This is a genomic window from Sellimonas sp. (genome assembly GCF_047234585.1).
Classification (GTDB): Bacteria; Bacillota; Clostridia; order Lachnospirales; family Lachnospiraceae; genus Sellimonas; species Sellimonas caecigallum.
The window spans coordinates 21,166-36,446 of record NZ_JBKSWG010000024.1 but is presented as its reverse complement, the minus strand read 5'-3'; the positions used below and the strand labels follow the sequence as shown (position 1 = coordinate 36,446).

The 15,281-nt window shown below is 45.2% G+C and carries 12 protein-coding genes and 1 pseudogene; 8 read left to right on the top strand and 5 right to left on the bottom strand.

All coding sequences use genetic code 11. The features are described 5' to 3' along the window. The first annotated feature begins 122 nt into the window (after positions 1–122). The 3 genes from ACLROL_RS09945 (at position 123) to ACLROL_RS09935 (ending at position 4,340) form a co-directional block, all read left to right on the top strand. The gene (locus ACLROL_RS09945; protein ID WP_413067756.1) at positions 123–2,144 is read left to right on the top strand and encodes a S8 family peptidase; all 2,022 of its coding nucleotides are present in this window, start codon (positions 123–125) and stop codon (positions 2,142–2,144) included. A 381-nt stretch (positions 2,145–2,525) separates the two neighbouring features. Continuing rightward, complete coding sequence (locus ACLROL_RS09940) at positions 2,526–2,918, top strand: SRPBCC family protein (protein ID WP_087200681.1); 393 nt, start codon at positions 2,526–2,528, stop codon at positions 2,916–2,918. Positions 2,919–3,236: 318 nt separating this feature from the next. Beyond that, positions 3,237–4,340 carry a Fic family protein gene (locus tag ACLROL_RS09935; RefSeq protein WP_221919537.1) on the top strand — a complete coding sequence of 368 codons (1,104 nt, stop codon included), beginning with the start codon at positions 3,237–3,239 and terminating at the stop codon, positions 4,338–4,340. Between the two features lie 102 nt (positions 4,341–4,442). Here ACLROL_RS09935 and ACLROL_RS09930 read toward each other — a convergent pair whose 3' ends face one another. Continuing rightward, on the bottom strand, positions 4,443–6,335 hold the full coding sequence (locus ACLROL_RS09930; RefSeq protein ID WP_413067755.1) for an ABC transporter ATP-binding protein: 1,893 nt from the start codon (positions 6,333–6,335) through the stop codon (positions 4,443–4,445). Positions 6,336–6,337: 2 nt separating this feature from the next. After that, positions 6,338–7,989, bottom strand: a pseudogene (locus ACLROL_RS09925) (ABC transporter ATP-binding protein). Positions 7,990–8,146: 157 nt separating this feature from the next. Here ACLROL_RS09925 and ACLROL_RS09920 point away from each other — a divergent pair. The 4 genes from ACLROL_RS09920 to ACLROL_RS09905 all read left to right on the top strand — a co-directional run bounded on the left by ACLROL_RS09920 (position 8,147) and on the right by ACLROL_RS09905 (position 10,347). Beyond that, positions 8,147–9,037 carry a LysR family transcriptional regulator gene (locus tag ACLROL_RS09920; RefSeq protein WP_413067754.1) on the top strand — a complete coding sequence of 297 codons (891 nt, stop codon included), beginning with the start codon at positions 8,147–8,149 and terminating at the stop codon, positions 9,035–9,037. A gap of 22 nt (positions 9,038–9,059) precedes the next feature. Next, on the top strand, positions 9,060–9,485 hold the full coding sequence (locus tag ACLROL_RS09915) for a GNAT family N-acetyltransferase (RefSeq protein ID WP_246599115.1): 426 nt from the start codon (positions 9,060–9,062) through the stop codon (positions 9,483–9,485). A gap of 81 nt (positions 9,486–9,566) precedes the next feature. Next, positions 9,567–10,244 (top strand): HD domain-containing protein, encoded by a 678-nt coding sequence (locus ACLROL_RS09910; protein ID WP_087200689.1) that lies wholly within the window; start codon positions 9,567–9,569, stop codon positions 10,242–10,244. Further along, positions 10,195–10,347 carry a hypothetical protein gene (locus ACLROL_RS09905; RefSeq protein ID WP_221919534.1) on the top strand — a complete coding sequence of 51 codons (153 nt, stop codon included), beginning with the start codon at positions 10,195–10,197 and terminating at the stop codon, positions 10,345–10,347. Before ACLROL_RS09910 ends, ACLROL_RS09905 begins: the two co-directional genes overlap by 50 nt. Before the next feature lie 65 nt (positions 10,348–10,412). Here the strand turns inward: ACLROL_RS09905 and ACLROL_RS09900 are convergent, their stop codons facing one another. Then, positions 10,413–11,078 carry a nitroreductase family protein gene (locus ACLROL_RS09900; RefSeq protein WP_221919533.1) on the bottom strand — a complete coding sequence of 222 codons (666 nt, stop codon included), beginning with the start codon at positions 11,076–11,078 and terminating at the stop codon, positions 10,413–10,415. Next, on the bottom strand, positions 11,078–11,443 hold the full coding sequence (locus tag ACLROL_RS09895; protein ID WP_246599114.1) for an ArsR/SmtB family transcription factor: 366 nt from the start codon (positions 11,441–11,443) through the stop codon (positions 11,078–11,080). The genes ACLROL_RS09900 and ACLROL_RS09895 overlap by 1 nt, the downstream gene beginning before the upstream one ends. Positions 11,444–11,728: 285 nt before the next feature. Between ACLROL_RS09895 and fabV the strand changes: the two genes are divergently transcribed. Then, complete coding sequence (gene fabV / locus ACLROL_RS09890) at positions 11,729–12,904, top strand: enoyl-ACP reductase FabV (protein WP_087200899.1); 1,176 nt, start codon at positions 11,729–11,731, stop codon at positions 12,902–12,904. 81 nt (positions 12,905–12,985) lie between these two features. Here fabV and lon read toward each other — a convergent pair whose 3' ends face one another. Then, on the bottom strand, positions 12,986–15,250 hold the full coding sequence (gene lon, locus ACLROL_RS09885; protein ID WP_087209040.1) for an endopeptidase La: 2,265 nt from the start codon (positions 15,248–15,250) through the stop codon (positions 12,986–12,988). Positions 15,251–15,281: the final 31 nt, after the last annotated feature.

Sequence of the window (15,281 nt, the reverse complement as noted above, 5' to 3'; positions counted from 1 at the left end):
ATATTGAATTTTCAAGGTGCAAAGCCCATTTTAAGTATGGGAAGTCTTAGTTATTTAATTGTATAGAAACAATTAGAAGCGTTTCTCGTCAAGACCGTATCGGAACTCGCTTAAGAAAATACATGGATAATCCATCTTTGTTTCCAGAAGGTTTGTTTGTTGTTAACATTGATGTTTGGTTCAATGGGGATCGCTCAACGATTATGGAAACAGAAGCACAATTGCGACAAGCTTTAGGGACACAAGGGAGCAAACTATTGGGGGATTTATTTGAAATTCCCAGTTTACTGCTGGGGAGAGCATCTGTTAATGAATTTACATTAAATGCATTATTAGACTTAGATATTATTGCATCTGTAGAGTTACCATATAGTAACGTTGTAACTGAGCCATATGAACTATATAAATGGGATTATGAACCAATAATTCAAAATGAGCTGGATTCTAGCGCACCTTTAGCAACAATATTAGATTCTGGAATATTTACGGGAAATCCTTTGCTGAGTGATATTGTAGTAGCTGAAGAGGATTTTGATCATACTGAAAATACCACAGCAGATTTAAATGGACATGGGACTGGTGTTGCAGGGATAGTGGCATATGGAGATTTCACTGTAGGAATGAAGTCTAAAGTATTTAAACCATTAGTACGTTTGTGCAATGGGAAAATCATGCATAATGACAATGGAAACCCTGTCTTTTCGATAGATAAGAGACCGGAACAAACGATTAAGGAGGCTATTGAATATTTTTATAAAGAATATGGGTGTAGAGTTTTTAATCTATCTGCGGGAGATAGTGATCATTTATATTGTGGCGGCCGACAATTTGCGTGGGCAGAAATGTTGGATCAATTATCACGCGATTTAGATATAGTAATAATTGTAAGTGCAGGAAATGTTGAAGATCCCAATATTGTGGAATTTTCTTCACGCGATGAATTGCTAGAAAAGTGCAGAGATCAATTATTCTATCCGGAGCATCGTTTAATAGATCCGGCAACATCGGCTCTTAGTGTTACAGTGGGAGCAATAACTCGTTTTGATGAACCTGAGGCAATTCCTAATAGAAGTGGACGTATTTCTGTTGGAAAAAAAGATTACATGTCTGTATTTACTCGAATTGGTAAAGGTGTCAATAAGGCTATAAAACCCGAACTGGTAGATTATGGTGGGAATTTTGCAGTTACTCAATTTATGAGAGGCCAAACAAGGTGGTTAAAAACAGATCAAAAATTGCTAGAACCTACATTACATAACGGTAATGATAAGATATTTAAGGGGTGGTGTGGGACCAGTTTCTCAGCACCACATGTTACTCATATTGCTGCTAGAATCGAAAGAGCTCTACAGGAACAAATAAAAGAAAAACCATCTGCCAATTTGATTCGAGCAATCCTTGTTAATTCTGCAAGATGTACTGATGAAATGTTATCATGGGCTGAGGCATCAACCGATGTATTTCATAAAGGTAAAAATAATCCTAAGCAGGAACGGCGATTAAGATTAATTGGATTTGGAAAAGCAAATGATAGTCTTCTTTATTCAGATGATAACCATGTGACATTGTTTGCAGAGGATTCATTGGAGCTGAGATCTTTTCATTTGTACAAAATTCCTGTTCCAAAAGAATTTTTGAAAGTTAAAGCAGAAAAAAGCATTGCAATCAGTTTGGCTTATAATCCAATTACTCGTCTAAGTAGAAAAGATTATCTTACTAATAATTTGTGGTTTGAAGTGTTCAGAAAAATAGATGAAAGAGATTTGATTTTATACAAAGCAAAAAAGGAATCTGGGGAAGACTCGGAGGAAGATTTAGAAAATCTTCCGGATGAAAATAAAGCAGCTTTTTTACCTGGGTATCGAGATTTATCAAAAAGCACATTGCAACAGCGTATATGGAGGAAAGGTCCTCGTGGAGGAAGTGACTTATTATGGGATGAAAATGAACCCTATATATATATTTTAGTTACAGGGAAAGAGCGATTTAAATATGCAGAACAAGAAGCACCACAAGATTATGCTTTAGCAATCACTTTTTCATATGGAAGTAGAGATGATATAGAATTATATAATAAATTGAGACAAAATGTACGGATTAAAGATCGGCATAGGGTTCGTACACGAACTCAGGTCAAACGATAAAGTAGGTAGGAGAATTGTATTTAGATATGTTCCCACCTACGATCAAGAGGGCAAAAACAGCGGTGGATCAAGTCGGACAAACCGCCCGGTAAATGACGTACTTTCTGTCCTCTCGTGCCATGTGGAGACGGTTGTACTGATGTCACGGGTTAAGAACTGACCGCTGAAAAAGTGCAGTATTTCTGGGATTTCTGGGCATTTACTCGTCAGATTCGGAACGGCATGCCATCCTTTGCTATTTCTTTGTATAAGGAATACCGGGGGCAGGGAATCGGCTCACAGCGTATGGTCAAAATACTGGAGTTGCTGAAATGGCAGGAATATATTATGATGTGTGAATTATAGTAGTGAGTTGCACTATATTTATGGAGGATTCAAAATATGGCAGTTTCAAATATAAAGGCCAATTTTCAGTGTGATATCCAAAAAGTCTGGGACGTTGTGACTTCTATCCACAACTATTCATGGCGTAGCGATCTGAGCAAAATCGAAATCTCGGGTAAGAATCAGTTTATTGAATATACAAAAGATGGATATCCAACAACATTTACCATTACCTGTACAGAACCATGTAAACGCTGGGAGTTCGATATGGAAAACAGTAATATGAAGGGACATTGGACAGGTGTTTTCACTGAGAAAGACAACTATACAGAGATTGATTTTACCGAGGAGGTAACGGCAAAGAAAATTTTTATGAAGCCGTTTGTCAAAATGTATTTGAAAAAGCAGCAGGAATTATATGTTGCAGATTTGAGAAAGGCTTTACCGTAATGCTTCAAATCAGTTTTCGAAAGTCACAGTGAATATTGAAAAATATGATAGATGAATTGCAATTTGCGGTGGGAAAGTATGAAGTTCTTTTCTATATTGTTAATGGTAGCTGTTATAGTTTCCAGTTAGCGGAACTGAAAGAATACAAGCCAGCGCAAAAATGCAAAGTCGCAGCAATTCTGCCAGCCACAGGGAATGTTCAAAAGGTGTTCAAATCCAAAGTAAAAAGTGTGATTGTATCAAATACCTCGGATTGGTAGATTAAGCATAAGGCAGCGGCGGCTTTCTTACAGAGACCAAAAAGGCAGGTGACGTAAATTGAACAATGATCCTTTTAAAGAATATATTAGAGAGTCTGAACCAAATAAACGTGACAAGGGATATGCATGGCATACGGCAATTGGACTGCAGGCAGTTGACGGACTGAAGACATCCGAATACTTGGTGCATACGGCTGTCCGCAATATTGAGGGCAAGATATCTTTTGAGGAGGCAAATGCTCTTCTGCAGGCCTATTATGAGGAGAATCCTGCCCACGATGCAGAAGATCGTACCGAGGAGGCGGACAAGGTCTCAGTTAGAATTGCAGCGCTCCTTTCCGAGAAAGCGTTCAGCTTTACTCCAAATGAATATCTTTCCATTCACAGAAAGCTGTTTACCGGCATCTACTCTCATGCAGGATGTATCCGGAATTACAACATCACGAAGAAAGAATGGGTGCTTGATGGGGCGACGGTAATCTATGGCAGCGCTACGGAGCTTAGAGCAACGTTGGATTACGATTTCTCAGAAGAGAAAAAGTTCTCTTACCGCAATCTTTCAATGGATGAGATCATCCATCACCTTGCGGTATTCATTTCGAGACTGTGGCAGATCCATGTCTTCGGAGAGGGAAACACCAGAACAACGGCAGTGTTCTTTATTAAATATCTGCGTATCCTTGGTTTTGATGTGACGAATGACATTTTTGCTGAGAATGCGTGGTACTTCCGCAATTCTCTCGTCCGGGCAAACTATAATGATCTGAAAAACGGTATACATGAGACGACAGAGTATCTGGAGATGTTCTTAAGAAACCTTCTTCTGAATGAGAACCATCCGCTCCATAACCGGGCATTGCATATCAGCGGTACATTCAAAGAAGTAGAAAAACCGGACATTGACACTGTAAAACCGGACATTGAAGAATTAAAAGCGGACATTGAGAAATTATTTCGACGAAAAACAGTAAGACATATCGTGGAGCTTCGAGAGGCGTTTCCCGATCAGGCGATTTTTGGACGCTCGGATGTGATCAGGGTAATTGACATCAAACCGTCCAGAGCATCGGAGCTTTTGAAAGAGATGTCAGAGCACGGAATCATCGAACCAGTATCCGGACACGGCAAAGGAAAGTACAGATTCAGGAAGAAGCAGGATTGAGACGGTAGTACTGCTTTCCAAGTAACAAATCAATGGATTTAATATATAACTAGCCAGCTTGCGCAGGATTTACCTGCACAGGCTGGCTAGTTTAGTCATAGCTTACGCTCCGATGGCATTTCCGGTATAAAGCTGGTAGTATCGCCCTTTTTCTGCGATCAGCTGGTCATGGGTTCCGCGTTCAACAATGCGTCCCTGCTCCAGCACCATGATGCAGTCGGCATTTTTGACGGTAGAAAGCCGGTGCGCGATGACAAAGGTAGTACGCCCATGCATCAGGCCGTCCATGCCCTGTTGTACCAGCGTTTCTGTGCGGGTGTCGATGGAACTTGTCGCCTCATCGAGAATCAATACCGGCGGGTCGGCTACAGCAGCGCGGGCGATGGCCAAAAGCTGCCGCTGTCCCTGGCTCAAGTTAGCGCCGTCGCCGGTAAGGACTGTCTGGTATCCATCGGGCAGGCGGCGGATAAAGTCGTCCGCGTTGGCCAGTTTTGCCGCTGCGATACAGTCTTCATCGGTGGAATCCAGACGTCCATAGCGGATGTTATCCATGACAGTGCCGGTAAACAGATGGGTGTCCTGAAGTACCATTCCCAAAGAGCGGCGCAAGTCGGATTTTTTGATTTTATTGATGTTGATGCCGTCATAACGGATTTTACCGTCAGTGATGTCATAGAAACGGTTGATCAGGTTGGTAATCGTGGTTTTTCCAGCGCCGGTAGAGCCCACGAAAGCAATCTTCTGCCCAGGAGTTGCGTATAGTTTAATATTGTGCAGGACAATCTTTCCTTCCTCATAGCCGAAGTCCACATCGTGGAAAGTAATGTCGCCCTCCAGTTTCTTGTAGGTAATCGTGCCGTCTGCCTTATGGGGATGTTTCCAGGCCCATACGTTGGTGCGGTCTTTGGTCTCTGTCAGACTGCCGTCAGCATGTTCTTTCACATTGACCAGTTCCACATAGCCCTTGTCCGTTTCCGGCTGTTCATCCATCAAGTCAAAGATTCGCTGAGCACCGGCCATGGCCATGACAATGCTGTTAAGCTGCTGGCTGATCTGGCTTACCGGCTGGGTAGAATTTTTGTTCAGCGTCAGGAAGGAGACCAGGGTTCCAAGGGTTAAGCCAAGATAGCCGTTCAGAGCAAAAACAGCGCCGACAACAGCACAAAGCACATAGCTGACATTGCCAAGATTCACATTTACCGGCATACTGATGTTGGAAAAAGTATTGGCCTTATCCGCGCTTTCCCGCAGTTCATCGTTGAGTTTACGGAACTGTTCCAGGCTTTTGGACTCATGGCAAAACACCTTTACTACTTTCTGCCCCTCCATCATCTCCTCAATGTAAGCGTTGACTGCTCCCAGATCTTTTTGCTGACGGGCAAAATAAAGGGAGGATTTTGCGGCGATCTTGGAGGTGGCAAAAGCCATGACACCAATGACGGCCAAAGTAATGATGGTCAGGGGAATGTCCAGGATGAACATACTGACAAAAGAGGTCAGGATGGTTATGATGGAGTTGATAACCTGTGGGATGCTCTGACTCATCAGCTGGCGAAGGGTATCCACATCGTTGGTATAGACGGACATAATATCCCCATGAGCGTGGGTGTCAAAGTAGCGGATGGGCAGGGACTCCATGTGCTGGAATAATTCGACGCGCAGGTTTCGCATCGTGCCTTGGCTGACATTGACCATGATCCGGTTATAGCCATAGGCGCAGAGAATGCCAACTCCATAGGTAATTGCCATAGACACAAGAGCTGCCGCCAATTTAGAGTAATCCGGCGTCTGTGCCTGAGTCAGAGGCACGATGTAGTCATCAATCAAGCTCTGCATAAACAGAGTGCCCCGAAGTGTTGCAAGTGCGGATCCGAGGATACACACCACCACCATGAAGAAAGAAAACTTGTAGTCTTTCAGCATGTAGGCAAGCACTCGTCCCATAGCGCTAAGCTGCTGACGGACACTCATTTTGCTGTTTTTTTGTCTTGTCATATCTAAACACCACCCTTTCCATTCAGGACGGGCTGATCAAAATCTCCGCCGCCCTGGGTCTGCGCTTCGTAAATTTCACGGTAAATCGGATTGGTTTTCAAAAGATTTGCATGGGTGTCAAATCCGCTGACGGTTCCGTTTTCCAGGACAAGAATACGGTCTGCATCCTGCACACTGGAGATCCTCTGTGCCACGATCAGCTTTGTGGTGCCTGGAATCTTTTTTGTAAAGGCTTCGCGGATCTTCGCATCGGTGGACGTATCCACGGCACTGGTGGAATCGTCCAAAATCAGAACCTTAGGTTTTTTCAAAAGAGCACGGGCGATACAAAGCCTCTGCTTCTGACCGCCGGAGACATTGCTGCCACCCTGATCGATCCAGGTGTTGTATCCGTCAGGAAAACGCTCAATAAATTCATCGGCACAAGCCAGATGACAAGCCTCAGCACACTCTTCCGCGGTAGCGTCCTCCTTGCCCCAGCGAAGATTATCTAAAATGGTACCGGAGAACAGCACATTCTTCTGAAGTACCACAGCTACCTGGTTTCTCAGCACTTCCATATCGTAAGAGCGGACATCCTCGCCTCCTACGCAGACGCTTCCGCTGTCCACATCATACAGACGGCTGATCAGGCTGACCAGACTGGACTTGCTGCATCCAGTGCCGCCAATAATACCGATCTTTTTGGCTGTGCAGGATCGGTCATATCGGGAGCCTCATTCAGAACTTCAGTGATCCGGCGTCCGCTGGCAGCGCTCATAGTAATCATCACAAAAATCATAGAGAGCATCATCAGGGACATCAATACGCTCATTACATAGCTGAACAGGCTGGTAAGATTGCCGGTGGACAAGTCGCCTGCTACGATGAAGTGTGCGCCAAACCAGGACACAGCCAAGATGCAGCCATAGACTACCAGCATCATTACCGGGTTGTTCAGGGCCAGGGTACTTTCTGCCTTGACGAAAAGACGGTAGAGTTTTTCCGCTGCTTTTTGGAACTTGCTGTTTTCGTAATCTTCCCGCACAAATGCTTTTACGACCCGTATAGCAGAGACATTTTCTTGTACGCTGGCGTTCAGATCGTCGTATTTACGGAATACTTCGTTGAATACCTTTGTGGTGCGGAGCATGATGAAAATCAGAGCTGCGGCCAAAATCACAATGGCCGCCAAAAAAATCGTACTTAGCTTTACGCTGATAAAAAAACACATGACCATGCTGCAGACCAGCATCAACGGAGCTCTGACAGCGATCCGCAAAATCATCTGATAGGCGTTCTGTACATTGGTCACATCGGTAGTCATACGGGTAACCAGACCGGCGGTACTGTACTTGTCGATATTGGAAAAGGCAAAGGTCTGTACTTTTTCGTAAATACCATCCCGCAAGTTGCAGGCCAGGCCGGAGGAGGCCTTTGCGGCATATCGTCCTGCCAGGACGCTGAACATCAGGCTCAAAAATGCCATGGCAAGCATAATGCCGCCATAAAAATAAACTTGATGAATATTTCCCGCTTCAATTCCCTTGTCAATGATTGAGGCGGTAACAAAGGGGATCAGCACTTCCATCAATACCTCTCCCGCTGTAAAAACCGGCGCAAGGATGGAAGCAGATTTGTATTGCGTTACCTGCGCCAACAGTGTTTTAATCATATGCTTTCCTCCAATTTCGTTTCCATTGATTTTTAGAGGCGGACCGTTCGGTCCCGGGCGTCCGCCTAAATAATATTATACGGCTTTCTTATTGAAAGTGAATTTAGAAAGTGTTAATATTGGAAAGAAAACCTTACTAATCAAAAGAGGTGATACAATGAATACGTTTCAGCTTTCCTGTTTCCTGGCTGTCTCGGAATATCTCAATTTTGCACAGGCAGCCAAGCAGCTGCATGTGACACATCCGGCGGTCAGTCAGCAGATTCAGTCACTGGAAAAGGAATTGAATGTAAAACTGTTTCAGCGCACGACACGGTCTGTCAAACTGACAGATGAAGGCAAAGTATTTTTGTGGGACGCCAAACAGATCGTGGCGATTTCGGACCGGACAAAAAAGCGATTTGGTGGTGTGGCAGGAGGAAACATCGAAACCCTTTCAATCGGGTGCTACAATTTCCCTTGTATGTTTTTGCTGGCTGATACACTGGAAACGCTGCGTACAATCCGCCCTGAGCTGCATCCGCGGCTTCAGGAAATTCCATTTCAGCATATTTACCGGATGCTGGAGGAGGGAGATCTGGACGCGGTCGTGGGATTCAAAGAGTCCGCAAATGTGAAGATCAATGCGCTCTACAAGGAAGTTGCAAAGGTTCCTATGGTGTGTATCTGTTCTGGAAGCCATTCTCTGGCCGGAAAAAAAGAATTAAGTCTGTGTGATATAAAAGAAGAACGCCTCGTGCTGTTTGTACCGCCGAAAGGAATGCTTTCCATTGCCCAGACACAGGGGCAGCTCATGGGAGAGCGTCCGCCTTCCGAATTTTATTTTTGCGAATCGGCAGAAGCGATTACCGTTCTTGTCAAAGCAGGATATGGGATCTCTGTCCTGCCGGATTTCCTGGTGCCGGATACGCCCCTGATTTCCAGAATTCCATTAAAAGATGTAGATCAGGTATCTTTTGGTATATACTACAAATCGTTGCAAGGGAATCCGGCATTGAAAGCATTTATACAGTGTGCAAAAGAAAACTTGACTGCCTTGGATATATAAAGAGAAAATATGGAGGAAAATTATGATGGAAGTTAGAGAATATTCGTCTTACAATGAAGAGGAAATTTTAACATTGTATTCCAGTGTAGGCTGGACTGCATACACAGACCATCCGGGTGTTTTAAAAAAAGGATTCGAAAACTCTCTCCTGATTCTGGCTGCATATGAAGATGACAAGCTTTTAGGAATTGTTCGTGTAGTTGGCGATGGGTATACGATTATTTTTATACAAGATCTTTTGGTTTTTCCGGAATATCAGAGAAAGGGAATTGGAACCGTGTTGGTACAACAGGTTTTGGAACGGTTCCGTCATGTCCGCCAAATAGAGTTGGCAACTGATAATACCCAGAAAACCATAAGATTTTACAAATCATTAGGTTTTCAGAATATGTCTGAAATTGGGTGCTGCGGATTTATAAAAATGTCAAGTGAAATGGATGGAGTATAAAGAGTTGACTTCTTCTGATTGGAAGATCAGAAGTGTGAATCAGTTTCGTATATACAGGAAAATGAAAAGAGGACAAGCAAGATGAATGACAGGGGACAAGAGGGAGATACTTGCAAAGAACGAAAAGATGGTATTCCATCTGTTCGTGAGGCCCGAGCACTGCTCGAAGAGGCAGGAAGGAGGAATCCGGGATCGTGGATCCGGCACAGCGAATACGCAGCCGAAGCGGCCGGGAAAATCGCGGCACAATGTGATGGTATAGATGAGGAAAAGGCTTATGTATGTGGATTGCTGCACGATATTGGGCGGCGGTTTGGCGTCGGCCACCTGTCACATGTCTATGATGGGTACCGTTACCTGATGGATCTTGGTTACGAGAAAGCTGCGAGGACGGCTCTTTCTCATTCTTTCAATCTGAAAAAAATAGAAGATTACATTGGAAAGTTTGACATATCAGAAGAAAAGCAGGAGACACTTAGAAGGATGCTGGAAACGATGGAGTACGACGATTATGATTATCTGATTCAGCTGTGTGATTCCATCGCTGTGGCGGACGGCATCGTGACGCTGGAAGAGCGGATGAACGATGTAAAGAGCAGATATGGTTATTACCCGCAGGAAAAATGGGACCGAAACATGGAATTGAAACAATATTTTGAGGAGAAGATGGGAAAAGAACTATATAGGTCTTGCAGCGATGGAAGACTGGATGAGAGCATTGGGTGCAGTGATGAACATCACAGAACTTGGCGCCAGTGAAGATATGCTGGAAAACTATGCGGATGTCACACTTCCTATGACAGGCGGATATAAGGCACTTAGCCGCAGCGAGATCATTGAAATATTTAAAGAGAGCCTGTAAAAACTACAAGTCCGGGGTGGCAAAGCCAGCCCGGACTTGTGATGTAAGCGGAATCTGTTTTTTCATTACTTCCAGTCGAAATTCTCTTTTCCGGCACCGATTTCAAAATGATATTTTACAATACCCAAATCTATTTTGGTGTAAAAGCCATTTCCCGCTTTTGCAGATACCGTACTGCCATGGCAGGTAAGTGTAAATTTCTGTTGATTGATAGCTGTAGGGGCGAGGAGCGCTGCTTCGACCCCTGCTTTAAACCATCTAGGAGAATCAGAACGGATATTGCTTACAGCTTCCGCGGACTTTGATTTGCGTGCGGATCCCTGGCTTTTTCCGTATCCAAGCGAAATGACGACGGTCAGTTTTTCTCCCTTTCTGACTTCGTACGCACCGGAGACTTTCTTGTAAGTCATTGCAACCCAACAGGTGTTCAATCCAAGCTGCTGCGCTTTTAACACCAGTCTTTCGCCGTAATAACCGCAGAGTTCGTCAAGCCTGCTGCTTTTTGGACCGATCAATGCGATATAATTTGTGACACCGCTGAATTTTCCGTAATGAGCCATAAAACCGTCAAATGCCTTAGGCTCATTTTTCACAAGCTGGATGTGCAGATTTCCTTCTCGGTTACATGCATCTATTTCCGCCTGCAGCTCTGTCAGGATCTTTGTTTCGATCGGTCTGTCTGTATACTGGCGAACACTATGCCTGTTTTTCATTGCGTCCATTATTTCCATTAATATTTCCTCCACTTATCATTTTCTTCGCTTCTGTCTGGCAGATTTTCCATAATATGTTTTGCGTGGGTAAGCATTTGCAGAAGCTGATTCATTGCTTCCGTGTCTGCATCGAAATAATAATAGTTTTTTGTCCCTTCACGACGCATCTTGATAAGACCGGCATCTTTCAGGATTTGAAGATGGTGGGACACCGCGGGACGTGACAGATTTGTCTTTTCAGTAATTGCACCTACTCGAACGCCTCCGCATTCTCCCATTTGCATCATTTCCAATATGAGATGCTGACGGTTCTCATCGCCCAAAGCCAACAGTATCTTACGGCACTGTTTGAATTCAATCGCTAATTTTTTTATATCCTGCAAGTTCTCACACCTTTCGCTCATTTACTTAAACCATTATACCACAGCGCTCGGAAAAATGTTCGTTGGTAAAGAAAATCGAGATGAATGAAGGACAATTATCCAGGGCAGTTCTCTGGAAGTGCTGCAAAATGGCTTGGGCTATATTCCATCCTGAATCCTCAGATTTTATGGACGCGGCGGCATGTTTGTGGTAAAATGCGTGTAGTGGAATTTATCAGATGGAGAAAGATTCTCCAGCAGGTCCTGAATCGGACAAGAGAACATGACGATCACAGGGAGGAAAAAATGATTATAAAGCCAAGAGTAAAAAACTTTATTTGTACAACAGCACATCCGGACGGATGCAGACAAAATGTATATGAGCAGATTCAGTATGTAAAAAGCCAGCCGCAGACGAAGACAAAGAAAAGGACGCTTGTCATCGGATGCTCTACGGGATATGGCCTTTCTTCCCGTATCTGTGCTGCCTGGGGAGACGACGCCCCGACGATCGGTGTCTGCTTTGAGCGTCCGGCATCCGGAAACCGGACGGCGACGGCAGGATGGTACAACACAGCTGCTTTTGAAGAATTTGCCAAAGAAGACGGAATTTATGCAAAGACGATCTGCGGGGATGCGTATTCCAAAGAGATCAAAGATGAGACAGCCAAGCTGATCAGCCAGGATCTGGGACAGATCGATCTTCTCGTATATTCTCTGGCAGCTCCACGCAGACAGATGCCGGACGGCACAGTGTACACTTCTGTGTTAAAGACAGTGGACGAGACATTTACAAGCAAGAGCCTGGATTTGGGGAAAAATATATTGACAGAAAAGACTGTGGAGCCAGCTACTCCGGAAGAAGTCGAGGCGACTGTCCGTGTGATGGGAGGAGAAGACTGGAAAGACTGGGTTAAGGCGCTGAAAGAGAAAGGACTCCTTTCCGAGAATTTCCGGACAGTTGCATACTCCTACATTGGACCGGAGATGACTTATCCGATCTATAATGACGGAACCATTGGACAGGCTAAAAAAGATCTTTACAATACAGCTGTCGAGATGGAAAAAGAAGGGGTTTCTGCATATGTGTCTGTGAACAAAGCGGTTGTGACGCAGTCAAGTTCCGCCATTCCGGTTGTGCCTCTGTACATGTCTATTTTATATAAAGTCATGAAAGAGAAAGGGCTCCACGAAGACACGATCCAGCAGATGTCACGTCTGTGGAATGGAGGACTTATCGAAGGAGAACCTAAGACAGATATCCCGGGAAGAATCCGCCTTGACGATTGGGAGATGCGTCCGGATGTTCAGGGAGAAGTGCAGGAATACTGGGACAAACTGACAGATGAAAATCTGAAAGAGTACGCAGATATCGACGGATACTGGGAAGAATTCTACCATCTGTTTGGATTTTCTTTTGACCATGTCGACTATGAGGCAGATACAGAAGCGGAGAGAGAAATCCCAAGTATCAGTAAATAAAAAGCAGGTAGAAGATAAACAAAAAGAGGAAAGCGCAGCTGTCCTCTTTTTGCGTTTTCGTTATGTGACAGGAAACTGCTTTTACAGGAGCAGATCCAGCACTTCAGACACGGTTTTGACTGGAATGATATCCAGTTTTTCACGGACTTCCTCTGCCACATCTTCCAGATCTTCCATATTGTCATACGGAATCAGTACCTTGCTGATGCCGGCACGCTGGGCGGCCATCAGTTTTTCCGGGAGTCCGCCGATAGGCAGGACGTTGCCGCGAAGGGAAACTTCCCCGGTCATGGCGTACTGAGGATCCACTGCTTTTCCGGTTACCAGAGAGGCAAGAGCAGTCACAATGGTAATGCCGGCAGAAGGCCCGTCTTTCGGGACGGCTCCGGCTGGAACGTGAACGTGAAGACTCTGGTTTTCCAACATCTTTGTCTCTTCCGGGAAGAGGGATTTCACGAGGCTCAGTGCAATCTGAACAGACTCCTTCATGACATCTCCGAGCTGCCCGGTAATCAGGAGCTGTCCTTTTCCTTCGGTTATCTTACTTTCAATAAAGAGAATCTCGCCTCCGGACATCGTCCAGGCAAGGCCGGTCACAACACCCGGAATGCCGACTTCCAGGCGGCGTTCGTGGTGGAGCTGGCTTCTGCCCAGGTAGTCACGAAGATTTTCCGGCGTGATATCAAGGCAGGCAGCTTCGTCTTTGACGAGTTTGACCGCCGCGGTCCGACAGAGGGTGTCGATCTGCTTTTTCAGGTTCCGGACACCGGATTCCATCGTATATTCTTCGATGATTTTGCGGATGGCATCATCCGTTACAGTAAGAATGTCTGGACTGATACCTGTGGATGACAGTGCTTTTGGAAGAAGATGCCTGCGCGCAATGTGATATTTCTCCACCGCAGTGTATCCAGGGAAGGAGATGACTTCCATACGGTTCAAAAGCGGTTCCGGGATCGTGTCCGTCGTGTTGGCTGTACAGACGAACAGTACGTTGGAGAGATCGTAAGGCACGTTCATATAGTGGTCGGTGAACGTACCGTTTTGTTCCGGATCCAGCACTTCCAGAAGAGCACTTGCCGGATCTCCGCCGTAATCTTTCGCCAGTTTATCCACCTCATCCAGCACCATGACAGGGTTGGAAGCGCCGCTTCGTTTCATCCCTTCCATGATCCGTCCAGGCATGGCTCCGATGTATGTACGGCGATGTCCGCGGATTTCAGCTTCATCCCGGATACCACCCAGGCTGATGCGGACGTATGCGCGGTCGAGGGCACGTGCGATGCTCTGGCCGATACTTGTCTTTCCGGTTCCAGGAGCCCCGACAAAGAGCAGGATGGAACCAGACTGTTTTTTATTCAGAGCCATAACGGCAAGCTGCTGGATGATACGCTCTTTGACTTTCTTAAGACCGTAGTGATCTTCGTCGAGGATTTCCTCAGCCTTTTTCAGATCGATGGATGCGGCTTTCGGAGTCTTCCAAGAAAGTGACGTGACGAAATCCAGATAGTCATAAAGCATGCCGTATTCATGGCTTTCATTTCCTTCCTGGCGCATCCGGTTCAGGACTTTCTCTGCTTCCCGCCGGGCGTCTTTGTTCATCCCGGAACGGGCGATCTTTTTCTCAAATTTCCTTACATCGGAGATATTCTCCGGATGCATGTCATCAAGCTCTCTCTGAAGATAATCAATCTGTTTTTTCAGTGCAGCTTCCCTGTAAAGCTGGTTCTGGTCATCTTTCTGGGCAGTCTGGGCTTCATCGGACACTTTGATAAATTCGATCAGTTCGTTGACTGCTTTGATGATCAGTTCATCCCGCTCTCTGCGTGAATCGGCTGCTATGATGGCATATTTTTCATCTGCAGTCAAGTTCAGATAATCCGAGAGAGCGCATGCGGTATCATTTAGATTTTTACGCTGAAGGAGAAATCCTCTTGCCCACAGGCCCCACTGGTAATTCTGGACAAACTTCAGGAGAGTGGAGCGCAGTCGGGAAAACGCTTCCTGCTCCTCTGTCTCAGAAATATCGATGTTCTCCGGACGGATGGAGGCGGAAGCTGCAATCGTGCCGTCTGTGATTTCCAGGTCAGAGACATCCACACGTTCCAGTGTGCGGACTTGGATGTTCTCGTCTTCACGGACAGCCTCCACTTTTGCAGAGACACCGATAGGATAGAAATCCGCAGCAGAAAAATCCTGATCTTCTTTATCATCTTTTAAAAACAAAAACAGAATCTCCGTGTTCGGTTCGATGGGCTCATCGGTCCAGCCAGAGAAGAAATCTTTTTTGAAAAAATAGGAAACTTCCGGTAATAGAAGTGTACTGTATAATGGTCGTATAATCATGTCTGCACCTCGCTTTATCAGCACTCTTATG